The 23,840-nt window shown below is 71.8% G+C and carries 18 protein-coding genes, 4 tRNA genes and 1 pseudogene; 11 read left to right on the forward strand and 12 right to left on the reverse strand.

What is annotated here, in order from left to right:
• The 3 genes from ACZ3IG_RS16250 to ACZ3IG_RS16260 all read right to left on the reverse strand — a co-directional run.
• On the reverse strand, nucleotides 1-1,898 hold a 1,898-nt coding region (locus ACZ3IG_RS16250; RefSeq protein WP_467432521.1), incomplete at its 3' end, for a DEAD/DEAH box helicase.
• Nucleotides 1,899-2,150: 252 nt separating this feature from the next.
• Complete coding sequence (locus ACZ3IG_RS16255; protein ID WP_467432522.1) at nucleotides 2,151-2,690, reverse strand: hypothetical protein; 540 nt, start codon at nucleotides 2,688-2,690, stop codon at nucleotides 2,151-2,153.
• Nucleotides 2,691-2,895: 205 nt separating this feature from the next.
• Nucleotides 2,896-3,246, reverse strand: a complete 351-nt coding sequence (locus tag ACZ3IG_RS16260) for a metallopeptidase family protein (protein ID WP_110629035.1) — start codon at nucleotides 3,244-3,246, stop codon at nucleotides 2,896-2,898.
• A gap of 97 nt (nucleotides 3,247-3,343) precedes the next feature.
• On the opposite strand from ACZ3IG_RS16260, the gene ACZ3IG_RS16265 reads away from it, so the two are divergent.
• The 4 genes from ACZ3IG_RS16265 (at nucleotide 3,344) to ACZ3IG_RS16280 (ending at nucleotide 5,273) form a co-directional block, all read left to right on the forward strand.
• Entirely contained in the window at nucleotides 3,344-4,894 is a 1,551-nt protein-coding gene (locus ACZ3IG_RS16265; RefSeq protein ID WP_467432524.1) for a metallophosphoesterase family protein, read from the forward strand.
• A gap of 80 nt (nucleotides 4,895-4,974) precedes the next feature.
• Nucleotides 4,975-5,047 (forward strand) — tRNA-Glu (locus tag ACZ3IG_RS16270).
• A 36-nt stretch (nucleotides 5,048-5,083) separates the two neighbouring features.
• Nucleotides 5,084-5,158, forward strand: a tRNA-Asp gene (locus tag ACZ3IG_RS16275).
• 38 nt (nucleotides 5,159-5,196) lie between these two features.
• Nucleotides 5,197-5,273, forward strand: a tRNA-Phe gene (locus ACZ3IG_RS16280).
• Nucleotides 5,274-6,020: 747 nt separating this feature from the next.
• Here ACZ3IG_RS16280 and ACZ3IG_RS16285 read toward each other — a convergent pair.
• Nucleotides 6,021-6,873, reverse strand: a pseudogene (locus ACZ3IG_RS16285) (helix-turn-helix transcriptional regulator).
• Nucleotides 6,874-6,959: 86 nt separating this feature from the next.
• Between ACZ3IG_RS16285 and ACZ3IG_RS16290 the strand changes: the two are divergent.
• The 5 genes from ACZ3IG_RS16290 (at nucleotide 6,960) to ACZ3IG_RS16310 (ending at nucleotide 13,043) form a co-directional block, all read left to right on the forward strand.
• On the forward strand, nucleotides 6,960-7,757 hold the full coding sequence (locus ACZ3IG_RS16290; RefSeq protein ID WP_467432525.1) for an SDR family NAD(P)-dependent oxidoreductase: 798 nt from the start codon (nucleotides 6,960-6,962) through the stop codon (nucleotides 7,755-7,757).
• A gap of 40 nt (nucleotides 7,758-7,797) precedes the next feature.
• Nucleotides 7,798-8,475 (forward strand): histone deacetylase, encoded by a 678-nt coding sequence (locus ACZ3IG_RS16295; protein WP_467432527.1) that lies wholly within the window; start codon nucleotides 7,798-7,800, stop codon nucleotides 8,473-8,475.
• Nucleotides 8,476-8,528: 53 nt separating this feature from the next.
• Nucleotides 8,529-12,473, forward strand: coding sequence for an ATP-dependent RNA helicase HrpA (gene hrpA, locus ACZ3IG_RS16300; RefSeq protein ID WP_467432530.1), 3,945 nt, complete (start codon nucleotides 8,529-8,531; stop codon nucleotides 12,471-12,473).
• Between the two features lie 104 nt (nucleotides 12,474-12,577).
• Nucleotides 12,578-12,652: transfer RNA gene (locus ACZ3IG_RS16305), tRNA-Asp, on the forward strand.
• A gap of 196 nt (nucleotides 12,653-12,848) precedes the next feature.
• Nucleotides 12,849-13,043 (forward strand): DUF6274 family protein, encoded by a 195-nt coding sequence (locus tag ACZ3IG_RS16310; RefSeq protein ID WP_467432531.1) that lies wholly within the window; start codon nucleotides 12,849-12,851, stop codon nucleotides 13,041-13,043.
• A 441-nt stretch (nucleotides 13,044-13,484) separates the two neighbouring features.
• Here the strand turns inward: ACZ3IG_RS16310 and bldC are convergent, their stop codons facing one another.
• Entirely contained in the window at nucleotides 13,485-13,691 is a 207-nt protein-coding gene (gene bldC, locus ACZ3IG_RS16315) for a developmental transcriptional regulator BldC (protein WP_003949541.1), read from the reverse strand.
• Nucleotides 13,692-14,225: 534 nt separating this feature from the next.
• Nucleotides 14,226-15,077 (reverse strand): DUF8083 family protein, encoded by an 852-nt coding sequence (locus ACZ3IG_RS16320; RefSeq protein WP_467432532.1) that lies wholly within the window; start codon nucleotides 15,075-15,077, stop codon nucleotides 14,226-14,228.
• 219 nt (nucleotides 15,078-15,296) lie between these two features.
• Here ACZ3IG_RS16320 and ACZ3IG_RS16325 point away from each other — a divergent pair, with 219 nt between their 5' ends.
• Entirely contained in the window at nucleotides 15,297-16,391 is a 1,095-nt protein-coding gene (locus ACZ3IG_RS16325; RefSeq protein ID WP_467432534.1) for a Leu/Phe/Val dehydrogenase, read from the forward strand.
• A 315-nt stretch (nucleotides 16,392-16,706) separates the two neighbouring features.
• A complete protein-coding gene (locus tag ACZ3IG_RS16330) occupies nucleotides 16,707-16,964 on the forward strand; it encodes a DUF3073 domain-containing protein (RefSeq protein ID WP_215172349.1) in 258 nt (85 codons plus the stop codon).
• 99 nt (nucleotides 16,965-17,063) lie between these two features.
• Here the strand turns inward: ACZ3IG_RS16330 and purM are convergent, their stop codons facing one another.
• From purM to ACZ3IG_RS16360, 6 genes are all read right to left on the reverse strand, one after another.
• Nucleotides 17,064-18,131, reverse strand: a complete 1,068-nt coding sequence (gene purM / locus ACZ3IG_RS16335) for a phosphoribosylformylglycinamidine cyclo-ligase (RefSeq protein WP_467432535.1) — start codon at nucleotides 18,129-18,131, stop codon at nucleotides 17,064-17,066.
• A gap of 54 nt (nucleotides 18,132-18,185) precedes the next feature.
• Nucleotides 18,186-19,712, reverse strand: a complete 1,527-nt coding sequence (gene purF / locus ACZ3IG_RS16340) for an amidophosphoribosyltransferase (protein ID WP_467432536.1) — start codon at nucleotides 19,710-19,712, stop codon at nucleotides 18,186-18,188.
• A 62-nt stretch (nucleotides 19,713-19,774) separates the two neighbouring features.
• Nucleotides 19,775-20,560, reverse strand: a complete 786-nt coding sequence (locus ACZ3IG_RS16345) for an META domain-containing protein (protein WP_467432537.1) — start codon at nucleotides 20,558-20,560, stop codon at nucleotides 19,775-19,777.
• A 36-nt stretch (nucleotides 20,561-20,596) separates the two neighbouring features.
• A complete protein-coding gene (locus ACZ3IG_RS16350) occupies nucleotides 20,597-21,397 on the reverse strand; it encodes a maleylpyruvate isomerase family mycothiol-dependent enzyme (RefSeq protein ID WP_467432538.1) in 801 nt (266 codons plus the stop codon).
• 34 nt (nucleotides 21,398-21,431) lie between these two features.
• Nucleotides 21,432-23,453 carry a caspase, EACC1-associated type gene (locus ACZ3IG_RS16355; protein WP_467432540.1) on the reverse strand — a complete coding sequence of 674 codons (2,022 nt, stop codon included), beginning with the start codon at nucleotides 23,451-23,453 and terminating at the stop codon, nucleotides 21,432-21,434.
• Nucleotides 23,450-23,812, reverse strand: coding sequence for an effector-associated constant component EACC1 (locus tag ACZ3IG_RS16360; RefSeq protein WP_467432542.1), 363 nt, complete (start codon nucleotides 23,810-23,812; stop codon nucleotides 23,450-23,452). The genes ACZ3IG_RS16355 and ACZ3IG_RS16360 overlap by 4 nt, the downstream gene beginning before the upstream one ends.
• Between the last annotated feature and the right edge of the window lie 28 nt (nucleotides 23,813-23,840).

Here is a 23,840-nt window from a genome sequence, read left to right on the forward strand (position 1 = left end):
AAACCACCACGGTCGTCACGACGCTCGAACGAACGCCCACCACGGTCATCACGGCGGTCGTCCCGACGGTCACCACGGTCGTCACGGCGGAAGCCGCCACGGTCGCCGTCACGACGGTCATCGCGACGGAAACCACCACGGTCGTCACGACGCTCGAACGAACGCCCACCACGGTCATCACGGCGGTCGTCCCGACGGTCACCACGGTCGTCACGGCGGAAGCCACCGCGGTCGTCGCGCCGCTCACGCCGCTCGTACGGCGCCGAACCGGACTCGGCCCGCTCCGTACGGTCGATCCGCTCGACGTCCCGCGCCACCGGCTGCTCCGGCAGCGAGACCTCGGCCGTCCCGGCGGACTCGCCGGTCCCGGCCGTGGCCGCCGCCTCGGCGACCGCCGCCGCGGGGTCCTCGCCGCGCTCGCGCGCGACCCGGGCGACGAGGCGGTCGGCCTCCTCGCGCAGCTCGTTCGCGCGCCGCTGCGCCCGCTCCAGCTCCTTGGTGAGCTGGGCGACCTCGCGCTCGGCCTGCTGAGCGGCGTTGCCCGCCGACTCCGCCTGCACCTCGGTCATCGAACGGGCGCCGGTGATCTCGGCGACCTCGGGGTCGAAGGCCGCGCCGCCCTGGATGATGTGACGTCCGGCGTCGACGCCCGCGTCCTCCATCAGCCGGAAGATCTGACGGCGCTGGTGCGGCAGGGAGAGGGAGACGACCGTGCCGGTGCGGCCCGCGCGGGCGGTACGGCCGGCCCGGTGCAGGTAGTCCTTGTGGTCGCCGGCCGGGTCCACGTTGAGGACCAGGTCGATGCCGTCGACGTGGATGCCGCGCGCGGCGACGTCGGTGGCGACGAGGACGTTGACGTAGCCGTCCTTGAAGTCGGCCAGCGTCCGGGTACGGGCGCCCTGGGTCATGCCGCCGTGCAGCGCGTCGGCCTTCACACCGGCGTCCCGCAGCTGCTCGGCGACGCGGTCGGCGCCGAGCTGGGTGCGGACGAAGATGATGGTGCGGCCCTTGCGGGAGGCGATGGCCGCGGTGACCGGCGCCTTGTCCTTGGGCTTCACGATCAGGATGTGGTGCGACATGGTCGTCACCGCGCCCTGCGCCGCGTCGACCTCGTGGGTCGCCGGGTTCTTCAGGTACCGGTCGACGAGGGTCTTGATCTCGTTCTCCATGGTGGCGGAGAAGAGCATCCGCTGGCCGCCGGCCGGGACCTGGTCGAGCAGTTCGGTGACCTCGGGCAGGAAGCCCAGGTCGGACATCTGGTCGGCCTCGTCGAGGACGGTGATCTGGACGTTCTCCAGCGAGCAGGCGCCGCGGTTGATGATGTCCCGCAGGCGGCCCGGGGTGGCGACGAGGACGTCGACACCGCGCTCCAGGGCGTAGATCTGGTTGCCCATGGAGGTGCCGCCGCAGACGACCTTCATCTTCAGGCCGAGGACGTCGCCGTACGGCTGGAGCGCGTCGGCGACCTGCATGGCCAGCTCACGGGTCGGGGTGAGGATGACGGCGCGGGGCTTGTGCTTCTCGGTGCGCCCGCCGGCCAGCGTGGCCAGGGTCGGCAGACCGAAGGAGAGGGTCTTGCCGGAGCCGGTGCGGCCGCGGCCGAGGATGTCCTTGCCGGCCAGGGCGTCCGGGATGGTCGCGGCCTGGATCGGGAAGGGGCTGGTCACGCCGTTCTGCGCGAGCTTGCGCACGACACCCTCGGGCAGACCGAGGTCCGCGAAGGTGGGCCCGGAGGGCTCGGGGGACCCGGAGGACTCGGGGGCCTTGGCGGCCGCCTCGGGAGCCTCCGTGACCTCGACGGCCTCGGCGGTCTCGGTGGTCTCTACGGCGGGGTTGGTGTCCTCGGTGCCCTCGATGTTCTCGGGCACGACGACGTGATCAGTACTGGTGATGGACATGCGAATGCGAAACCTTCCGGAGTCTCGTCGGCACGCGCCCGTCAACTCCGTGATTCGCGATTCGCAATACGACCGCCTCAATGCGGTCCACCACGGCAAGGGAGAGAGTACGCGCCACACGGCGCGCTCTGCGTTGGCGCCGGGCAAATGGGATCAAACGATCTACCACCATACGCACCCCACCCCCCTGAAGGCAAACCGACCCTCGCGCACTGCTCTGACCAGCACTTTCGTGTCAGCTCGCGTGCCCGGTCAGGCCGGCGCCCCGGCCTGGGGCGCCGGTTCCCGCTGCTCCAGCTGCGGCCCCGGCGGCTCGTGTGCCGACGACGACGGCTCGGCCACCGTCGGCTCCGGCGTCGGGGAGGCGGGCGGCTCGCCGGGCGGCGTCGGCTCGGGCTCGGCGCTGCGGGTGGGCTCCGGGTCGGCGGGCCGGGGCGGCGGCGGCCCGTCCGGCTCGTCCCGCGCCGGGGCGGACCCGTCGGCCGGCTCCTGCGGCTCGGCGGAGGCGTCCTCGTCCTTGCCCTTCCCGCCCTTCTTGCCGTCCTTCTTCCCGCCCTTGCCCTTCTCCTTGCCGTGCCCGGACCGGTCGTCGCCCACCGCCGCGCCGGCACCGGCGCCACCGCCCGGCGCCCGCGAGCCGCCGTCGGGTGCCTCGGCGCCCCGCTCTCCCACGGAGCGCGAGGGCCTGCCGCTCCCGTCCGGTTCGTCCCCGCCCACGCTCATGCAGCCTGCGGCGGCGACGACGGCCACGGCCGTGGCCGCCAGACGGACGGGTACGTACAAGGGGCGCACGGGCAGCCACCTCCGGGATGTCAGGGGGTCTCCGTGCCCAACTCCCGCCGCGCACAAGAAGACACGCGCCCGGCGCGCCCGGACCGGACGGCACACCCGAACATCCGCCCGCCCGCACCCCCCCCCGTACGCCCGTACGCCCGTACCCGTCCGGGATCTTCAGCCGCACCCGCCGGGAACCGTCACCGCACCCGCCGGGGAACCGTCACCCGTACCCCAGCGCGTGCAGCCGCGCGTCGTCGATGCCGAAGTGGTGCGCGATCTCGTGCACGACGGTCACCTCGGTCTCCGCGACCACGTCCTCCCGCGTCTCGCACATCCGCAGCGTCGGCCCCCGGTAGATCGTGATCCGGTCGGGCAGCACGCCCGCGTACCACTCCCCCCGCTCGGTCAGCGGCGTCCCCTCGTAGAGCCCGAGCAGCTCGGGATCGTCCGCCGGCGGCTCGTCCTCCACGAACACCGCGACGTTGTCCATCAGCCGCGTCAGCTCCGGCGGGATCCGGTCCAGGGCCTCGGCGACCAGTTCCTCGAACTCCTCGCGCGTCATCTCCAGCACAGCCCCATTGTCCGGTACGGCTGTCGCGTACGACACAGCCGCGCGGCAGCCGCACGGCGCCCGCATATCCCCCGGGGGACGTGGGCATACGCGACCAATGGCCCGCGTCCCCGCCGCTGTCCTGCACGTCGTCCACCGCGCCCGCGCCCGCCCGGGAACCACCACCACCGGGCTGACGCCCCGCCCCCGCCCCTGGACCCGCGCCCTGGGCCTGGTCGTGGTCGTGCTGCTCGGCGCCTGGCTCGGCCTGCTGGTCGTCGGGGACGTCCGCACCCCCGTCGGCCCCATGAACACGACGATGACCCTGCGCCCCTCCCTCACCGGCGGTACGAAGATCAACATCTCTCCGCTGGGCGCCCTGGAACTCGACAGCCACATCGCCCCCGTCCGCCTGGACGTCAACGTCGACCAGCTCGACCCGGAGCGCGCCCAGGCCCTGGTCGACCACCCGGAACGTCTCTCCGGCCTCCAGGACGAGGTGGCCGACGACGTCGCGCACGGCACCCTCGACCTGGCCGTACGCTCCGGCGTCGCCGTCGTCACGGGCGCCACGGCGCTCGGCCTCGCCGTCTACCGCCGCCCCCGCCGCGCCCTGACCGCCGGCGGCCTCGCCCTCGCCCTGCTGCTGGCCTCCGGCGGAACGGCGTACGCGACCTGGAAACCGGACTCGGTCCTGGAACCGAAGTTCTCCGGCCTGCTCTCCTCCGCGCCGTCCCTCGTCGGCGACGCCCGCTCGATCGTCACCGAGTTCGACGTCTACCAGAAGGAACTGGCCCGCCTAGTGACGAACGTGACCAAGCTCTACGACGTCACCTCCACCCTCCCCGCCTACCGGCCGGACCCGACCACGCTCCGCGTGCTGCACGTGTCGGACATCCACCTCAACCCGGCGAGCTGGAAGATCATCGCCTCGCTGGTGGAGCAGTACCAGGTGAACGTGATCGTCGACTCCGGCGACACGATGGACCACGGCACAGCCGCGGAGAACGGCTTCCTCGACCCGATCGAGGACCTCGGCGCGCCCTACGTCTGGGTCCGCGGCAACCACGACTCGATGGAGACCCAGCGCTATCTGGAGGGCCTGGAGAACGTCCACGTCCTGGACGACGGCCGGGCCGAAACCGTGGCCGGGCTGCGCTTCGCGGGCATCGGCGACCCCCAGTTCACCCCGGACCGCTCGACGCGGCCCGGCGCACAGGCGTCCCAGGAGCTGGCGGGCGCCCGGCTGGCCTCGGCCCTGCGCGACCAGAGCGCGGCGGGCACCCCGGTGGACATCGCCGTCGCCCACGAACCGTCCGCCGCCCGCGAGGTGGACGGTGACGTGCCGCTGGTCCTGGCGGGACACGTGCACCACGAGGAGATGGAGGTCATGAAGTACGGAACCCGGCTGCGCATCGAGGGCTCGACCGGCGGCAGCGGCCTGCGCGCGGTCGAGGGCGAGCACCCCGACCCGATCCAGGCGTCGATCCTCTACTTCGACCGGGACAGCCGCCGCCTCCAGGCATGGGACGAGATCGAGCTGGGCGGGCTGGGCCTCACCACGGCCGAGGTCAGCCGCCACCTCCCGAAGGAGAACCAGCCCGGCGCCTCCCCCTCCCCCACGGGCTCACCCACGCACCCGCCGACGGGCGCGACCCCCTCCCCGTAAACCGTTTTGGCGATACCTCCCGCCATCCCATATGCTTCTCACGTCCCCGACGCGCTGAGAAGCGCCCAGGCGGGCCGATAGCCCTCATCGTCTAGCGGCCTAGGACGCCGCCCTTTCAAGGCGGTAGCACGGGTTCGAATCCCGTTGGGGGCACGCAAGATCGTGTGCGACACTGTCGTACACACGCTTGGTCCTGTGGAGCAGTTTGGAGTGCTCGCCACCCTGTCAAGGTGGAGGCCGCGGGTTCAAATCCCGTCAGGACCGCCGAGGTACATGTGGACGTGTTTCACGTGAAACCTCGTGGCTGGGTAGCTCAGTTGGTACGAGCGTCCGCCTGAAAAGCGGAAGGTCGCCGGTTCGACCCCGGCCCCAGCCACCACAGCCCTGACCAGGGCAGAGCCCCTCTCCTCGCACTACGGGAGAGGGGCTTTTTCCTGTGCGGGTACGTGTGCGTGCGCCCTCGGGGCCGGACGGGCGGCCCGGTTCCCTGTTCGCCAGCATTCGCCACCCTCGAACCCGAGCGTGCGCCACCGCCGTACCGGTTACCTTGCGAGAGGTCCGGCGCATCTCTCTCCCGCGCGCCCGCCCGCACCGGGCGGGTCCCAACCCGGTTGGGGACGTTGAGAGATAGGAGGTCGGGCCGGATGCAGAGATCGACACGACGAGGACGGCGCCGCAGGGCGAGCCAGTTACCGGACTGGGTGCAGTTCGCTGCGCTGATCCTCACGGCGGTCACTGCCATCGCGGGGTGCGTCGAGCGCTTTGTGTGACGCACCGGGGGAAGTCCGGACGAACGGTTGGGCGGCAAGCGAGCCCGGCCGCTGTCTAGTCGGCCGGACCCGCCTGTGATCCCGCGTGTGCGCCTGGCTCCGGGAGGTCGCCCGGAGCCAGGTCCCACGCGTCGGGCGGGAGCCTCACGGCTCCTCGGCTCCACGACGAGGAAACCCCAAGTCCTCGGGAGCATCAAGATCCCGCGCTATTTCCATGATCACTACGGGTGGCGGACCACGTGGCGAACGATGGCGGTGAAGGGTGGCGCGCGCGCATTCTCGCGTAGATCATCCGAAATGGCCTGGTCAGCGCCGTGAGGGGGGTGGCGAAACCTGGCGAACGGGGTCGGTGGCGCTCAGCGCGGCACATCCATCCGCTGGGTTCCGATCACCGACAGGAGCCGCAGCGCCTCCTCCGCCGAGGAGCCGGGCTCGGCCGTGTAGAGGACGATGTGCTGGTCCCGGTCGGTGATGTCGAGGGTGTCGCAGTTCACGGTGACGGGGCCGACCATCGGGTGGTCGATGATCTTGCGCAGGGTGGGGATGGCCCGTACGTCGTGGTCGGCCCAGAGGCGGGCGAACTCCGGGCTGCCGGAGACCAGGTCGTCCACCAGCGCGGCCACCTCGGGATCGTCCGGGTAGCGGGCGGCCACGGCGCGCAGGTGGCGGGCGGCGGCGTGGGAGAACGCCTCCGGGTCGGACAGTCCGTACCGCTCCCGTCCCAGCGTCCGCGGCGCGAGGAAGGCCCGGCGGACGAGGTTGCGTTCCTGCCGGGGCACGGCCGAGAAGTCCTCCAGGAGGGCGGCCCGCCAGGTCGTTCCAGGCGATCACCTCGTAGGTCGCGGACAGCACCAGCGCCGCCGTCCGCGGCAGCCGCCGGATCAGGTCGAGGATGCTCCGCGGCACTTCGCGCGAGGGTCCGGGCGGAGGGCCGGGCGGGGCACCGGCGAGGTGGTGCAGGTGCTCGCGCTCGGCGTCCGAGAGCCGCAGGGCCCGGGCCAGACCGGCCAGCACCTCGCGCGACGGACGCGGACCGCGGGCCTGTTCCAGCCGGGTGTAGTACTCGGTCGAGATGTACGCCAGCTGCGCCACCTCCTCGCGGCGCAGCCCCGGGGTACGGCGGCGCGGCCCGGCGGGCAGTCCCACGTCGGCGGGGGTGATCCGCTCGCGTCGGCCGCGCAGGAAGCCGGCCAGCTCTCGTCGGTCCATGCCGTCAGTGTGCGCGGGCGCGGGCGGCCCAGCCAGGTACCGCCGGTGCCTGGCTGGGCTCCGCCGGCCCGCGCAGGCTCGTCCTCATGGACAACTCACCCAGCGATGTGTTCACCACCGACCGGGGCCTGCTGGCCGGCAAGGTCGCCTTCGTCAGCGGCGCCGGCCGCGGCATCGGGGCCGCCGCGGCGCGGCTGTTCGCCCGGGAGGGCGCCCGCGTCCTGCTCGCGGCCCGCACGGAACGGCAGCTCAAGGAGGTGACCGAGGAGATACGGGCGGCCGGCGGCACCGCCGGGTACGCGGTGTGCGACCTGGCCGACCCGGCCTCCGTACGGGCCGCCGTCGACCGGGCCGTGGAGCTGTACGGCCGCCTCGACGTGGCCTTCAACAACGGTGCGACCGGCGTGCCGCCCGGCCCGCTGGACCGGACCACCGAGGCCGACTTCGACCAGGTCTACGCCGTGAACCTCAAGGGCGTCTGGCTCGCCATGGCCGCCCAGGTCGCCGCCGTCCGGGCCACCGCCGGCAGCGGCGCCATCGTCAACACCTCCTCCGTCGGCAGTCTGCGCGGCAACCCCGCGCTGCCCTCCTACGGCGCGATGAAGCGGGCGGTCAACAGCCTCACCGAGTCCGCCGCCGTCACGTACGGCCCGGAGGGCATCCGCGTCAACGCCGTCGCCCCCGGCACCACGCTGACCGAGATGATGCGGGAGTGGGACGAGCGGAGCCCCGGCGTCATCGACCACCTCAACGCGCGCACCCCGCTGGGCCGCGCGGCCGACCCCGACGAGGTCGCCCAGGCCGCCGCCTGGCTGCTCAGCGACCGCGCCTCCTACGTCACCGGCACGGTGCTCCCGGTGGACGGCGGCATGCGGGCGGCCTGACGCGCGGGGGCGGCCGGCCCGCCCCGGGTAGGGACCCGGCATGACGAAAGCCCTGCGGAGCATCGACCCGGCCCTGCCGCGCGACCGGCGCCCCGAGCTGGTCTGGTACACGTCGTACGGGTCCAACACCCACCTCGGCCGGCTCTCCGCCTACCTCCGGGGCGGGCGCCCGCCCGGTGCCGGCCGGACCTACCCGGGCTGCCGCGACCCCGCGCCCCCTGCCCGCTCCCTCCCCGTCGAACTCAACGGCGTGATGTACTTCGCCACCCGCTCCCCCGTCTGGCGGGGCGGCCGGGCCTTCTACGACCCCGGCGCGGACGGCCGGGTCCTGGCCCGGGCGCATCTCGTGTCGGCCGAGCAGTTCTCCGACATCGCCGCCCAGGAGATGTACCGGGAGCCCGGCGGGGACGGCGGCCTGGACCTGACCGGCGTACTGACCCGGGGGCGGGCCGTGCTCGGGGACGGGCGGTACGAGACGCTGGTCTGCGCCGGCCAGATCGACGGCCTGCCCGCCCTCACCTTCACCGCCCCGTGGGGCATGCACGACGTCCCCTGGCTCGCGCCCTCCCTCCCCTACGTACGGTTCCTCGCCTCCGGCCTGCTCTCCGCGGGGGCGTGGGACCTCCCGGCGGTCGCCGAGTACGTCGCCGCCTGCCCCGGCGCGGAGGGCCGCTGGTCGGCGGCGGAACTCACGGCCCTGCTGGCACCGGAACGGTGAGGCGGGAAAAGCGTTCGCCACTCTTTTCGCCGGGATGAGATCCTGGATTCCGTATGTCTACGCACCCTGCCCCCGCCCTCGGCGACCTCGCCCCCCGTCTGACCGAGCTGTCGCCGCGCGACGCGCACCGGCTCGGCCGCAGGCTCGAAGGCGCACGGAAGATCCGCAAGCCGGAGGCCCGCGTCGCCGTCCTCGCCGAGATCGAGGCGGAGGTCGACCGGGCCGAGGAACGCATCGCCACGCGCCGTTCCCGCATGCCCGCCGTCACCTATCCCGAGCAGCTGCCCGTCAGCCAGAAGCGGGACGCGATCGCGGACGCCATCCGGGACCACCAGGTCGTCATCGTCGCCGGTGAGACCGGGTCCGGGAAGACGACCCAGATCCCGAAGATCTGCCTTGACCTCGGGCGCGGGGTCAAGGGCATGATCGGGCACACCCAGCCGCGCCGGATCGCCGCCCGCACGGTCGCCGAGCGGGTCGCCGACGAGCTGGACACGCCGCTCGGCGAGGCCGTCGGCTGGAAGGTCCGCTTCACCGACCAGGTGAACCCGGACGCCACCTTCGTGAAGCTGATGACGGACGGCATCCTGCTCGCCGAGATCCAGACCGACCGCGAGCTGCGCGCCTACGACACGATCATCATCGACGAGGCCCACGAACGGTCCCTGAACATCGACTTCCTCCTGGGGTACCTGGCGCAGCTCCTGCCCCGGCGCCCCGACCTCAAGGTCGTCATCACCTCGGCGACCATCGACCCCGAGCGCTTCTCCCGGCACTTCGGCGACGCCCCGATCATCGAGGTCAGCGGGCGGACGTATCCGGTGGAGGTGCGCTACCGGCCGCTCCTGGAGGAGGACTCCGAGGACGCCGACCGGGACCAGATCACCGCGATCACCGACGCCGTCGAGGAACTGATGGCGGAGGGCAAGGGCGACATCCTCGTCTTCCTCTCCGGGGAGCGGGAGATCCGGGACACCGCCGACGCACTCGAAAAGAAGAAATACCGGTTCACCGAGGTACTCCCCCTCTACGCCCGCCTCTCGCACGCCGAGCAGCACCGCGTCTTCCAGCCGCACACCGGCCGCCGCATCGTGCTGGCCACCAACGTCGCCGAGACGTCGCTGACCGTCCCCGGCATCAAGTACGTCATCGACCCCGGCTTCGCCCGCATCTCCCGCTACAGCCACCGCACCAAGGTCCAGCGGCTGCCGATCGAGGCGATCTCGCAGGCCAGCGCCAACCAGCGCAAGGGCCGCTGCGGCCGTACGTCCGACGGCATCTGCATCCGGCTCTACAGCGAGGACGACTTCCTCGCCCGGCCGGAGTTCACCGACGCGGAGATCCTCCGTACCAACCTCGCCTCCGTCCTCCTCCAGATGACCGCGGCGGGCCTCGGCGACATCGAGAAGTTCCCCTTCATCGACCCGCCGGACCACCGCAACATCCGGGACGGTGTGCAGCTCCTCCAGGAGCTGGGCGCCCTCGACCCGGCGCAGAAGGACCCGCGCAAGCGGCTCACCGACACCGGCCGCAAGCTGGCCCAGCTCCCCGTCGACCCGCGGCTGGCCCGCATGGTCCTGGAGGCCGACAAGAACGGCTGTGCCCGCGAGGTCATGGTCATAGCCGCCGCGCTCTCCATCCAGGACCCGCGCGAACGCCCGTCCGACAAGCAGGCCCAGGCCGACCAGCAGCACGCCCGCTTCAAGGACGAGACCAGCGACTTCCTCGCCTTCCTCAACCTCTGGCGCTATCTGCGCGAGCAGCAGAAGGAGCGCGGTTCGTCGTCCTTCCGCCGGATGTGCAAGCAGGAGTTCCTCAACTTCCTGCGCGTCCGCGAATGGCAGGACATCTACACGCAGCTGCGCACGGTCGCCAAGCAGATGGGCATCCAGCTCAACGAGGACGACGCCCCCGGCGACCGCGTCCACCAGTCGCTCCTCGCCGGCCTCCTCTCCCACGTCGGCATGAAGGACGTGAAGGACGGCGCGAAGAACGAGTACGTCGGTGCCCGCAACGCCAAGTTCGCGATCTTCCCGGGGTCGGCGCTGTTCAGGAAGCCGCCCCGCTTCGTGATGTCCGCCGAACTGGTGGAGACCAGCCGCCTGTGGGCCCGCGTCAACGCCAGGATCGAACCCGAGTGGGTCGAGCCGCTCGCCGGCCACCTGCTCAAGCGGACGTACAGCGAGCCGCACTGGGAGAAGGACCAGGCGGCCGTGATGGCGTACGAGAAGGTCACGCTGTACGGCGTACCGATCGTCGCCCAGCGGAAGGTGAACTACGGCCGGATCGACCCCGAGGTCAGCCGCGAGCTGTTCATCCGCAACGCGCTGGTCGAGGGCGACTGGCGCACGCACCACAAGTTCTTCGCCGACAACCGCAAGCTGCTGGGCGAGGTCGAGGAACTGGAGCACCGCGCCCGGCGCCGGGACATCCTGGTCGACGACGAGACGCTCTTCGACTTCTACGACCAGCGGGTGCCCGAACACGTCGTGTCCGGGGCGCACTTCGACTCCTGGTGGAAGCGCAAGCACCGCGAGCAGCCCGACTTCCTCGACTTCGAGCGCGAGATGCTCATCAACGAGAAGGCGGGCGCGGTCACCAAGGACGACTATCCGGACGCCTGGCGGCAGGGGCCGCTGAAGTTCCGGGTGACGTACCAGTTCGAGCCGGGCGCGGACGCGGACGGCGTGACCGTGCACATCCCACTCCAGGTGCTCAACCAGGTCACCGACGAGGGCTTCGACTGGCAGATCCCGGGGCTGCGGGACCAGGTCGTGACCGAGCTGATCCGGTCCCTGCCGAAGCCGATCCGCCGCAACTACGTGCCCGCCCCCGACTACGCCCGCAAGTTCCTGGAGCGGGCGGTGCCGTTGCAGGAGCCGCTGACCACGACCGTGGCGCGCGAGCTGAAGCGGATGGTCGGAGTGCCCTTCGAGCCGGAGGACTTCGACTGGTCCAAGGTTCCCGACCACCTGAAGATCACCTTCCGGATCGTCGACGAACGGCGCCGGAAGCTGGCCGAGGACAAGGACCTGGAGGCGCTGAAGCTCCAGCTCCGGCCCAAGGCGCGCAAGGCCCTCTCGCAGGCCGCCGCCGCCACGGCCGAGCGGCAGGGCGGCGAGTCCCTGGAGCGCGCCGGCCTGACCGACTGGACGATCGGCACGCTCACCCGCGTCTTCGAGACCCGCCGCGCCGGTCAGCCGGTCAAGGCGTACCCCGCGCTGGTCGACGACGGGGACACCGTCTCCGTCCGCCTCTTCGACACCGAGGCCGAGCAGGCGCAGGCGATGTGGAAGGGCACGCGCCGGCTGATCCTGCGCAACATTCCGGTCAACCCAGCGAAGTTCGCATCCGAAAAGCTCACCAACCAGCAGAAGCTGGGGCTGTCGGCCAACCCGCACGGTTCGATCCAGGCCCTGTTCGACGACTGCGCGATGGCCGCCGCCGACAAGCTGATGGCCGACTTCGGCGGACCGGCCTGGGACGAGGAGTCCTACCGGAAGCTGTACGACAAGGTCCGCGCCGAGATCGTCGACACGACCGTCCGCACGGTCGGGCAGGTGCAGCAGGTCCTCGCCGCCTGGGGGGCCGCCGAACGCCGCCTGAAGGCCGTCCGCAGCCCCGCGCTGCTGGCCAACCTCCAGGACGTGCGGGAGCAGCTGGACGCCCTGGTGAAGCCCGGCTTCGTGACGGAGGCGGGCATCCGGCGGCTGCCGGACCTGATGCGGTACCTGATCGCGGCGGACCGGCGGCTCCAGCAGATGCCGGCGGGCGCCCAGCGGGACACGGCCCGGATGGAGAAGGTCCACGAGATGCGGGACGAGTACGCGTGGCTGCTGGAGCAGCTGCCGCGGGGGCGGCCCGTGCCGCGGCAGGTCCTGGAGATCCGGTGGATGATCGAGGAGCTGCGGGTCAGCTACTTCGCGCACGCGCTGGGCACGGCCTACCCGGTCTCCGACAAGCGGATCGTGAAGGCGATCGACGCGGCGGCGCCGTGACGGACCGCTGACGGAGGGTGAGTTCGACCAGGACGCTCACCCTCCTGTACAGTCCTTCTCGCAGCGCAACGCAGAGCGACAGCGAGTGAAGCGCCGCAAAGCCTGGTCCTGTGGAGCAGTTTGGAGTGCTCGCCACCCTGTCAAGGTGGAGGCCGCGGGTTCAAATCCCGTCAGGACCGCAACGAAGACCCCGCACCGAACGGTGCGGGGTCTTTCTTCTTCCCTCCGTCACGCCATGACCGCGGCGGCGCACAGAGCCCTCGCCGTACCGCACCGGCCCCACACGGCCACGCGCCCCGCCCTTGACGCCGTCACATTCACTGGGTACCCCGGAAGCAGGGCCCCCTTCCCCGTGTGGCCCGCCGGAGGTGGCGTATGGCGGCATCGGTGAGGCACGAGACCCGGGCGTTGCTCCGGGCGCACCTGGCGGCCGCGTCGTCCTACGGCCATCGGACCCGCCACTGCCCGGTCTGCCACCGTCTGCTGCGGCTGGCGATGGATTCCGCCCCGCAGTCCCCGACAGGCCGTCAGAAAGGCGCGGAGGGCGGCGAGCACGCCCCCGGCGTGTGACCGGCCGCCGGCGTCAACACCCGTGCGCCGGGGGGCCGATGGGAATCAGTCCCTCCTCTAGCGCACATATGCCACCGCCAACAACCCGCCTGGCATGTGACGGGTGTCACTGTACTCATTTTTGAAACAGTGACGCTTACACCTCTCCTACAACTGGTCAATTTAATATGTGCAATTGTACTGACCTGAGGAGACCTTCACAGACGTTCCGACAGCCCCGCCCAGACTCCGACAAGGCCGCTCACAGAACCCCCCGGTGGCCTCCACCCCACCCGCCATCAGGCACAAAAAAGATCGCGCTGGACCCGGCGGAGTCCAGCGCGATCGATGAAGCAGGCGGCGTGGGGCCTGTTGGGGCAGATCCCGCGTCGTGTGGAGCTGTTGGTTCCGGACGCCGTGGCGGGTTGGGGGACCAGCCGTTTCGTCCGTTTATGCGGTTGTTCAGGCCTCGCTGCGCTGCTGCGGGATGCCCGCGAGCAGTGCGCGCACCTCGGCCTCGCGGTAACGGCGGTGCCCGCCGAGCGTGCGGATCGACGTGAGCTTGCCGGCCTTGGCCCAGCGCGTGACCGTCTTCGGGTCGACGCGGAACATGGTGGCGACCTCGGCGGGGGTCAGCAGCGGCTCGGCATCAGGGGTGCGAGCGGTCATGAGCGGCCTCCTCGGGAGAACCGAACCTTCTCGGTTCTTTCCTCTAAATTCTGCACCTTGACCCGCGTTGCCCGAAATGGCGGACGCGAGTCGAGTCGGTTATAGGACGAACGGCTTGTCCTCGGCACTACAACTACACCATCTGTCCAGCCGCGTCGGCCAAACCGATGGAATTGCCCTCCCAGGTGTTCATCAGCGACGGATGCCGATGGACCATGCCATAGCGGACAGTCACGCCAGTGTGACGATCAGTCACACTGGCGATCAGGAGTCATCAGACCCCCCAAAGCACGCATTGCCGAGAATCCGCCCACAGTGCACCACAGCAGGACGGAAGGAGCCCTCCCCGGACTCCTTGTCCTATTTTGGCACGAGGAGGGGCAAGCGACGCAAGAGCGGGGGTACGTGCGGTCCGTCACGCTTGAGTCATACGCCCGGATCGGGAATTACGTCCCACGCCGAGGTGACATCCGGAAGAACCGGGGATCACCCGGAGTGAGTGACGAAACCCCAAAACGGGCGTCACGTCAAACGTCAGTTCGCCGACCGCCGGTCACGGACCGCCCGCCAGCGCTCCACGAGCCGCCCGTACGCCGCCCCCGCGGCCGCCCCGTCGCCGTGCCGCAGGGCGTCGATGCCCTCGGCCACGTCCGCCGCGGAGTGGTCGTCGGCCAACGCGTCGGCCGGGACGGCGTGCACCAGGCCCCCGTAGTCCAGCTCCACCACGGAGCGCGGGTGGAACTCCTCCAGCCAGCGGCCCACGTCCATCAGGCCGTCGATCAGCGGCCCCTCGTCCATGGCCTCCCGCAGGGCCCGCAGCCCCCGGGCCACCCGGCGCCGGGCCTGTGCCATCGGTGTGCGGTAGCGCAGCACCGGCGCCGCCTCGTGCGGGTCGCCGCCGCCCTTGTCGTACTCCCGCTCCTCGTCGGCGACTAGGACGAACCAGTTGATCGGCACCTGCCAGGTCGCCGTGCGGATCCAGGGGCGGGCGTCGGGGTTGCCCTCCAGCCAACGGTCGTAGTCCTGGGCCGCCTGGCGGCGCAGGACCGGGGGGAGCAGGGCGTCCAGGACCGGCTCCGGGAAGTCCTCGGGCAGTTCCTCCAGGGCCTGCCAGCCGCGCAGCCGGGTGCGCCAGGGGCAGACGCAGACCACGCCGTCGGACTCCAGCACGAACGCGTCGGCGCTCTCGTGCACCGCCACCGGCACCGGCGGGGTGGGCAGCAGGTCGGCCAGGGAGCGGCGCAGCTCGTCCTGGTACGAGGGCAGGTCGGTGCGGCGGGCGTAACGCGCCCAGTGGCCGCGCTCCGGCTCGGGGAAGGCCGCCAGCGGCTCGTACACGCGCAGATACGCGGCGTACGGGACGATCAGCGAGGACACCTTGGGCACGCCTGCTCCCTCCCCCGCGCACCGCCGGAAAAACCTGCCGGGCCCGGGCAGGTGGGCGCGGGAACCCTCGGCGCATCGTCCCACGGCGGTACTCCGTGCGGAGGTGATCCCCGACACTGTGCGGCGGGCGGGCCGCGGCAGGGCCTAATCTCGTGCCACAGTCCCGCCACCCGTACGGGACCGCCTCCACCAGCCGCTACTTACCCAGGAGTCACCACCGTGACCGATGTGACCGGCGCGCCTGCTGATGTACTGCACACCCTGTTCCACTCGGACCAGGGGGGTCATGAGCAAGTCGTGCTCTGCCAGGACCGCGCCACCGGTCTCAAGGCCGTCATCGCCATCCACTCCACCGCCCTGGGTCCCGCGCTCGGCGGCACCCGCTTCCATCCGTACGCGACCGAGGCGGAGGCGGTCGCCGACGCGCTGAACCTCGCCCGCGGGATGTCGTACAAGAACGCCATGGCCGGGCTCGACCACGGCGGCGGCAAGGCCGTGATCATCGGGGACCCGGAGCGGATCAAGAGCGAGGAACTGCTGCTCGCCTACGGCCGGTTCGTGGCCTCGCTCGGCGGGCGCTACGTCACCGCCTGCGACGTCGGTACCTACGTGGCGGACATGGACGTCGTCGCGCGCGAGTGCCGCTGGACGACCGGGCGCTCCCCCGAGCACGGCGGCGCCGGCGACTCCTCGGTCCTCACCGCCTTCGGCGTCTACCAGGGCATGCGGGCCTCGGCCCAGCACCTGTGGGGCGACCCCTCGCTGCGCGACCGGACGGTCGGCATCGCGGGCGTGGGCAAGGTGGGCCGCCACCTGGTGGGCCACCTGCTGGCCGAGGGCGCCCGGGTCGTGGTCACGGACGTCCGGCGGGAGGCCGTGGCGCGGGTCACCGACGAGCACCCCTCGGTCCGCGTGGTCGCCGACACCGACGCGCTGATCCGGGCCGAGGGGCTGGACGTCTACGCCCCCTGCGCGCTCGGCGGCGCGCTGAGCGACACGTCCGTGCCGGTGCTCACCGCCAAGGTGGTCTGCGGGGCCGCCAACAACCAGCTCGCCCACCCGGGCGTGGAGAAGGACCTCGCGGACCGCGGCATCCTCTACGCGCCGGACTACGTGGTGAACGCCGGCGGGGTCATCCAGGTCGCCGACGAGCTGCACGGCTTCGACTTCGACCGGTGCAAGGCGAAGGCCGCGGGGATCTACGAGACCACGCTCGCCATATTCGCACGTGCGAAGGAGGACGGGATCCCGCCGGCCGCCGCGGCCGACCGGATCGCCGAGCAGCGGATGGCCCGGGCCCGCGGCCGGGACTGACCGGGCCGGGCCGGGCCGGGAGAGCCGGTCGGGAGAGCCGCGCGGTACCGCCGGAGGGCCGGTTGGAGAGAACTCTCACTTCTTCCGGCGGGTCGACCGTGCGGAAGTGGTTAAAATCGCCGTTGACCAGCGAGGACGGGGCGCCTCGACGGTGGCGGACATGGGCACGTCCTGCGGGCGACGTACCGTATGGGCGTGGGCTCAGGTACCGTGGAAGCCCTACGGACCGGTCTCTCTGCGGAGAGCCCGTTCCGGACCATGAACGCGTGTCAAGACTCTGGGGCCGTCGAGCCCCGTCGTTGAGGGGGTCGAGCCATGGGGCGCGGCCGGGCCAAGGCCAAGCAGACGAAGGTCGCCCGCCAGCTGAAGTACAACAGCGGTGGGACTGATCTCTCCCGCCTGGCCGAGGAGCTGGGCGCATCGACGTCGAGTCCGCAACCGCCTAACGGCGAGCGGTTCGAGGACGATGAGCAGGACGACGACGATCTGTACTCCAAGTACGCCGACCTCTATGAGGACGACGACGAGGGAGACGAGGACGGACAGTCCTCACCGCAGCGTCGCGGCGCTTGACCTTGTACTGAACATGTGCCCGGTCGGTGACCTGTGTCACCGACCGGCTTCTGTGCTGTCCGCCGGGTCACCTCGTGGCCCGGCGGTTCGCAGTCACTCTCAGGCCGCGTAGTCACCGACCAGCGCGGCTCCTTCGGCGTGCTCGCCGCGCTCGGTGATCTCGCCGGCCACCCAGGCGTCCACGCCGCGGTCGGCCAGGGTCGCCAGGGCCACGTCCACGGACTCCTGGGGCACGATCGCCATCATGCCGACGCCCATGTTCAGCGTCTTCTCCAGCTCCAGGCGCTCGACCCGGCCGGTCCGGCCGACCAGGTCGAAGATCGGGGCCGGGGTCCAGGTGGCGCGGTCGACGGTGGCGTGCAGGCCGTCGGGGATCACACGGGCCAGGTTGGCGGCGAGTCCGCCGCCGGTGATGTGGCTGAAGGCGTGCACCTCGGTGGTGCGGGTGAGGGCCAGGCAGTCCAGCGAGTAGATCTTGGTCGGCTCCAGGAGTTCCTCGCCGAGGGTGCGGCCGAGGTCGTCGTGGTGCGCGTCGAGGGCGAGACCGGCCTCGTTCAGCAGGACGTGCCGGACGAGGGAGTACCCGTTCGAGTGAAGCCCGGAGGCCGCGAGGGCGACGACCGCGTCACCCGTGCGGATACGGTCCGGGCCGAGCAGCCGGTCGGCCTCCACGACGCCCGTACCGGCGCCGGCGACGTCGAAGTCGTCCGCGCCCAGCAGGCCGGGGTGCTCGGCGGTCTCGCCGCCGACCAGGGCGCAGCCGGCCAGCACACAGCCCTCGGCGATGCCCTTGACGATCGCGGCGACCCGCTCGGGGTGGACCTTGCCGACGCAGATGTAGTCGGTCATGAACAGCGGCTCGGCGCCGCAGACCACGATGTCGTCCATCACCATGGCGACCAGGTCGTGGCCGATGGTGTCGTAGACGCCGAGCCGGCGGGCGATGTCGACCTTGGTGCCGACGCCGTCGGTGGCGGAGGCGAGCAGGGGGCGCTCGTACTTCTTGAGGGCGGAGGCGTCGAAGAGGCCGGCGAAACCGCCGAGGCCGCCGAGGACCTCGGGGCGCCGCGTCTTCTTCACCCACTCCTTCATGAGTTCGACGGCGCGGTCGCCCGCCTCGATGTCTACGCCCGCGGCCGCGTAGCTGGCACCGGTTGTGTCAGACATGACGATGAGAACCTCTGACCTTTGTGTCGTACGGCAGGGAGTGCGGACGGACGGCTACGGGCGACGGATGGCGTCGGTGGCGGCCGTACCGGCGGGCCCGGCGGCCAGCTCGGTCTCCAGGAGCTGCTTGCCGAGCAGCTCGGGGTCGGGAAGCTCCATCGGGTACTCGCCGTCGAAGCAGGCGCGGCACAGGTTCGGCTTGGCGATGGTGGTCGCCTCGATCATGCCGTCGATGGAGATGTACGCCAGGGAGTCGGCGCCCATGGAGGTGCCGATCTCCTCGATGGTCATGCCGTTGGCGATCAGCTCGGCGCGGGTGGCGAAGTCGATGCCGAAGAAGCAGGGCCACTTCACCGGCGGCGAGGAGATCCGGACGTGGACCTCGGCGGCGCCGGCCTCGCGGAGCATGCGGACCAGGGCCCGCTGGGTGTTGCCGCGGACGATGGAGTCGTCGACGACGACCAGCCGCTTGCCCTTGATGACTTCCTTCAGGGGGTTCAGCTTCAGGCGGATGCCGAGCTGGCGGATGGTCTGGGAGGGCTGGATGAACGTACGGCCGACGTAGGCGTTCTTGACCAGACCGGCGCCGAAGGGGATGCCGGAGGCCTCGGCGTAGCCGATCGCGGCCGGGGTGCCGGATTCCGGGGTCGCTATGACCAGGTCGGCGTCGGCCGGGGCTTCCTTCGCCAGCTTGCGGCCCATCTCCACGCGGGAGAGGTACACGTTCCGGCCGGCGATGTCGGTGTCCGGGCGGGCCAGGTAGACGTACTCGAAGACACAGCCCTTGGGCTTCGCTTCCGCGAATCGCGACGAGCGCAGGCCCTTCTCGTCGATGGCGACGAACTCGCCCGGCTCGATCTCGCGGACGTAGGAGGCGCCGCAGATGTCCAGGGCGGCGGACTCGGAGGCGACGACCCAGCCGCGCTCCAGGCGGCCGAGGACCAGCGGGCGGATGCCCTGCGGGTCGCGGGCGGCGTAGAGGGTGTGCTCGTCCATGAAGACGAGGGAGAAGGCGCCGCGGACCTGGGGGAGGATCGCGTGGGCGGCCTCCTCGATGGTCAGGGGCTTGCCGTCCTCGTCGGCCTGGGCCGCGAGGAGCGCGGTGAGCAGGTCGGTGTCGTTGGTCGCCGCGACGCGCGGGGTGCGGCCCTCCTGCTTGGGCAGGTCGGCGACCATCTCGGCGAGCTGGGCGGTGTTGACGAGGTTGCCGTTGTGGCCGAGCGCGATCGAGCCGTGGGCCGTGGCCCGGAACGTCGGCTGGGCGTTCTCCCACACGGAGGCGCCGGTGGTCGAGTAGCGGGCGTGTCCGACCGCGATGTGACCCTGGAGCGAACCGAGCGAGGTCTCGTCGAAGACCTGGGAGACCAGGCCCATGTCCTTGAAGACGAGGATCTGGGAGCCGTTGCTGACCGCGATTCCCGCGGATTCCTGGCCCCGATGCTGGAGGGCGTAGAGCCCGAAGTACGTGAGCTTTGCGACCTCTTCGCCCGGAGCCCAGACACCGAAGACGCCGCATGCGTCCTGGGGGCCCTTCTCGCCGGGAAGCAGATCGTGATTGAGTCGACCGTCACCACGTGGCACGTCTCCGAGTGTAGGCGAGGTCGGCGGCTGATCCGAATGGGGGATGGTGCGGGCTCACCGGTTCACCGGTCGGCGACGGCCCGGACGGTCGTGCCGTTTGCGCTGGTCAGCGTGAGGGCCCGCTGTTCGATGCGATAGTCGATCGGCTGGTCGAGGAAACGCGTCAGGGCCTTCTCGGTGTCCATGAGTGAGTCTTCGCACATCATTCGGGTGGTCGTGGGCGCGCCCACGGTGATATGTCCGTCGCGGACCGTGGCCCGCGCCTGGACGCGGTTGCAGCCGAGGCTGCCGGTGAGGGTGCCCGCCTCGCGGTCGAGGGTGAGGTGCGCGCGGCCGGCCGTGCCGGGGTCGGTGACCTTCCACTTGGTGCCGTACAGCGCGGCGTCCCGCTCTTCGCTGAGCCGGACGGTGTCGCCGTCGGCGGTGGTGAGGGTCAGCCGGCCGCCGTCGACCTCGGTGGTGAGGGGGCCGGCGGTGAGGGCGTGGGCGAGGGACTTCTCCACCTCCACGGGCCGGTCCGCGCAGGCGATCTCGGTCGACCGGGCGTCGCTGAGCCGGACCCGGTCGCCGTCGACGGACGCCTTGGCGTGGAAGTCGTTGCAGCCGTAGCTGCCCTCCGCCGTGCCGTCGGCGGTGATGGTCAGGTGGGCGCCGTCCGGGACGGTGTGTTTCTCGCCGTCGGCGGTGACGCTGTCGACGCTCCAGTGGACGCCGGTCACGGGCCGGGCGTCGCCGCCCGCCGAGCCGCTGTCGCCGCCGCCGTCCGTCCGTTCGGTGCCGCAGGCCGCCGCGAGCGGGACGAGCGCGGCGGCGGCCACCGTCATGATCGTGCGCTTCTGCCTGTACATGCCGATTCGACGGGCGTGCGGAGGAACCGGTTCCCGTCAGCTGAGGATCGGCAGCAGACCGCTGAGGTCGGCCCGCTCCCCGCTGGCGCTGACCTTGGCACCGGCGACCGCGTCCGCCCAGGTCAGCCGCCCGGTCGCGAGCCGGAGCCAGGTGAGCGGGTCGGTCTCGACGACGTTGGGCGGGGTGCCCCGGGTGTGCCGGGGGCCCTCGACGCACTGCACGACGGCGTACGGCGGGATCCGCACCTCCGTCGCCCCGCCGGGCGCCTTCACGGCGAGCGCGTCGACCAGCAGCCGGGTGGCGGCGGCCAGCGCCTGCCGGTCGCAGGGGACGTCGAAGCCGGGCACGGCGGCGTTGAGGTCGTCGGTGTGGACGACCAGTTCGACGGTACGGGTGACCAGGTAGTCGTCGAGCGGCAGGGCGCCCGCGTTGGTGTCCAGGAGCCGGCCGCCGGGGTGCTCCCCGAGCAGGGCGCGCAGGCTGCCTTCGACGCCGGCGAGGTAGGCGTCGAGGTCGGGGTGGTCGGCGGCGAGCCGCCGGGTGAAGTCGGCGATCGCCGCCGCCTTGCCGCCGGTGGCGAACGCCCACTGGGTGACCTGCACGTCCTGCCGGGGCGGGGCCGGGCGGTCCAGGGCGCGGTGCACGGCGGTGACCGCCATGCCGATGTGCGCGACCAGCTCCCGCACGGTCCAGTCCCCGAGCCGGGTCGGCAGGGCGAGCTGCTCGGGGGTGAGGGTGTGGACGGCTTCCCGTACGTTGCCCAGCTGGGCGAGGACGGCGTCGCGGGTCTTGACGGGGTCGTAGGCGCGGGGGCGTTTCCTGGGGGGCGTCGGCATAGGGTGAGCCTATGCGCCTCCGGGTGGGGCCCTCCTAGGGTTTCAGGCGCAGGGCGAGCGAGTAGAGGCGGGTGATCTGGTCGCCGCTGCCGTTGTCGTCGGAGATCAGGTACAGCGGGCGCCAGCCCTTGTACTCGCCGCTGGTCCACTCCTTGCCGACGGCCATCCCCTCCACGTTGTCCACCAGCGGATTGGCGGGGTTGGAGCCGGGGGTGGCGACCGCTCCGGGGCCGCCGGCCGGGCAGGCGGCCAGGGAGAGGACCGGGGTCTCCTCGGCGAAGACGTCCGCGGGGACGTCGTAGAGGGAGTCCATCTCGCTGACGTCGCGGGCGCCGTCGAGGGAGACCTGGACGACGCGGATGGAGGTGCCGAGGCCGGAGGTGAACTCGCGCTCCAGGGCGAGGAGTCCGCCCTCGTTGTCGAGGGCCACCAGCTCGACCAGGTTCATGCCGTCGCCGGCGAGGTAGACGTACTGCTCGTCCGGCTCGTAGCTGCCGCCGGGTTCGCCCGTGTAGCGCTGGATGCGGATCAGGGGCCGGCCGCGCTGGTCGCCGTCGGCGGCCAGGGGGGCCTCCCAGCCGGCGTAGAGGTGGCGGCCGTCCGGGGAGAGGGCGAGGGACTCGATGGTCCGGCCGGTCTGGGCGCTGCCCTTGGGCCAGTACCGCAGGCGTCCGGGGATGGGGAGGTCCTCGCCGAGCTGTCGTCCGGTGGCGATGTCGAAGCGGCGGATCGCCGGGCCGGTCTCGGCGGCGACCAGCACCGTCCGGCCGCCCTCCTCGATGACGAGGCCCTCGCCGTCGTACCAGCCGGGGAACTCCGTGCCGTCCGCGTGGCGCAGGGTGCGCGCGGTGTCGGCGACGGGGTCCAGGTCGAAGGGGGTGCCGAGGCGGAGCGGGAAGAGCAGGCCGGGCATGTTGTCGGCGAGCGCGAGCGCCTCGGCGCCGCTCTCCCCCTCGGAGACCAGGGAGAGGGCGGAGAGGCCCTTGATCTCCTCGTAGTCGACGTTCTTCTTGTCGAGCGCGTCGGAGTGGTCCAGGAGGACCGCGCGGGGCGCCTCGGCGTCGGCGGGGTGGCCGCCGCAGACGCCGGTCGCGGGCGCGGGGTGCGCGGCGTGCCACCAGTCGACGGCGCCGGGCAGGACGAGGCCGGCGACCAGACCGGCCACCGCGGCGGCCAGCGCCAGGACGGTGACGCCGGTGCGGCTGCGGGGCGGCGCGGCGGCGGGGCCGGCCGGCGGGGTCAGGGGCGGCAGCACCGCCACGTTGCGGACGAAGGCCAGCCCGCCGACGCCGTTGCGGTCCTCGTCCTGCGGTTCCTGCGGGACCACCGGCTTCATGTCCGCGATGCGCTGCTTGACCGCCTCGAAGAGCGCATGCAGGCCCAGCATCTCGGGGCCGTCCGGGAGCCCCCGCCGCAGGACGTCCACGAGCGCGCCGGTGAAGACCGTGCAGCGCGCCGGGTCGGGGGCGTGCGAGGGGCGGTCCTTGGCGGCGGAGGTCATGACGTACGAGCCCTCGACGCCGCGCAGTGTCCGCAGCGCCATCTCGCCGCCCTGTTCGCCGCGGTCGGTGCCGGCCATCTCGGTGAGCACCCGGCCGCTGAAGCAGCAGTCGAGGATCAGTACGCGGCGGCGGGCGGGCCCGACGCCGTGGATGGCCCGGCGTACGTCGCCGGAGCGCACGCAGGTGTCCGGCCAGTCCTCCAGCGATCCGGGCAGGGTGAGCAGGAGCTGCTGCCCGTCGTGGCGGTCGAGCAGGCCGTGGCCCGCGTAGTACACGATCAGCGTGTCCTCGGTGAGGTCCGCCGCCTCGCGGATGGGGCCGACCAGGCCGGCCGGGGTGGTCGGGTTGGGGACCGTGAAGATCCGCTCCTCGGGGATGCCCCAGATCTCGGGATCGGTGAGCGCGGCCCGCAGTTCGACGAGGTTGTGGCGGACGCTGCGCAGGGGGTCGAGGTGCGTGTAGTCGTCCACGCCGATCAGCACGCAGGCGGAACGGGCGGGGTCGATCCGGGCCGGGGAGGCGACGGTGGCCTCGGTGGAACCGTCCACGGTCATGCCGGCGTCTCCCCCGCGTCGTCCGGGGTCTCGCCGCGCAGCCTGCGCAGCAGCTCCTCCGCCTCGGCGGGGTCCGCGCCGAGGACCTGGACCGTGACCTGGGGTGCCCGGCTGCCGCGGCTCTGCCGCCAGGCCAGGTACGACAGGGGCAGTTGCAGTACGCCGGCCGCGGTCGAGATCGCCGCGAGGATCAGCTCCGGTTCCGGGCTCATCCGTCCGGGGCCGTCGGCGACGACCGGTTCCAGTTCCACGTGCCCGCGCAGTGCCCTGTCGTCCATGAGCCAGCCGAGCAGCGAACGGAGTTCCTCTTCCCGCCCCGGCCCCGCCGCCTCGAACCTGATCCGCAACCGCTCACCCATCGGTCCCCACCCAGGTGTCCCCGTCGCA

Source organism: Streptomyces sp. NPDC016677 (genome assembly GCF_055562815.1).

Bases quoted from the DNA above. Each gene is read 5' to 3' on its own strand.
- ACZ3IG_RS16265 (WP_467432524.1), top strand. From the start codon at position 3,344: ATGGCCCGCGTCCCCGCCGCTGTCCTGCACGTCGTCCACCGCGCCCGC.
- ACZ3IG_RS16290 (WP_467432525.1), top strand. From the start codon at position 6,960: ATGGACAACTCACCCAGCGATGTGTTCACCACCGACCGGGGCCTGCTG.
- ACZ3IG_RS16295 (WP_467432527.1), top strand. From the start codon at position 7,798: ATGACGAAAGCCCTGCGGAGCATCGACCCGGCCCTGCCGCGCGACCGG.
- hrpA (WP_467432530.1), top strand. From the start codon at position 8,529: ATGTCTACGCACCCTGCCCCCGCCCTCGGCGACCTCGCCCCCCGTCTG.
- ACZ3IG_RS16310 (WP_467432531.1), top strand. From the start codon at position 12,849: ATGGCGGCATCGGTGAGGCACGAGACCCGGGCGTTGCTCCGGGCGCAC.
- bldC (WP_003949541.1), bottom strand. From the start codon at position 13,691: ATGACCGCTCGCACCCCTGATGCCGAGCCGCTGCTGACCCCCGCCGAG.
- ACZ3IG_RS16330 (WP_215172349.1), top strand. From the start codon at position 16,707: ATGGGGCGCGGCCGGGCCAAGGCCAAGCAGACGAAGGTCGCCCGCCAG.
- purM (WP_467432535.1), bottom strand. From the start codon at position 18,131: ATGTCTGACACAACCGGTGCCAGCTACGCGGCCGCGGGCGTAGACATC.
- ACZ3IG_RS16345 (WP_467432537.1), bottom strand. From the start codon at position 20,560: ATGTACAGGCAGAAGCGCACGATCATGACGGTGGCCGCCGCCGCGCTC.
- ACZ3IG_RS16350 (WP_467432538.1), bottom strand. From the start codon at position 21,397: ATGCCGACGCCCCCCAGGAAACGCCCCCGCGCCTACGACCCCGTCAAG.
- ACZ3IG_RS16355 (WP_467432540.1), bottom strand. From the start codon at position 23,453: ATGACCGTGGACGGTTCCACCGAGGCCACCGTCGCCTCCCCGGCCCGG.
- ACZ3IG_RS16360 (WP_467432542.1), bottom strand. From the start codon at position 23,812: ATGGGTGAGCGGTTGCGGATCAGGTTCGAGGCGGCGGGGCCGGGGCGG.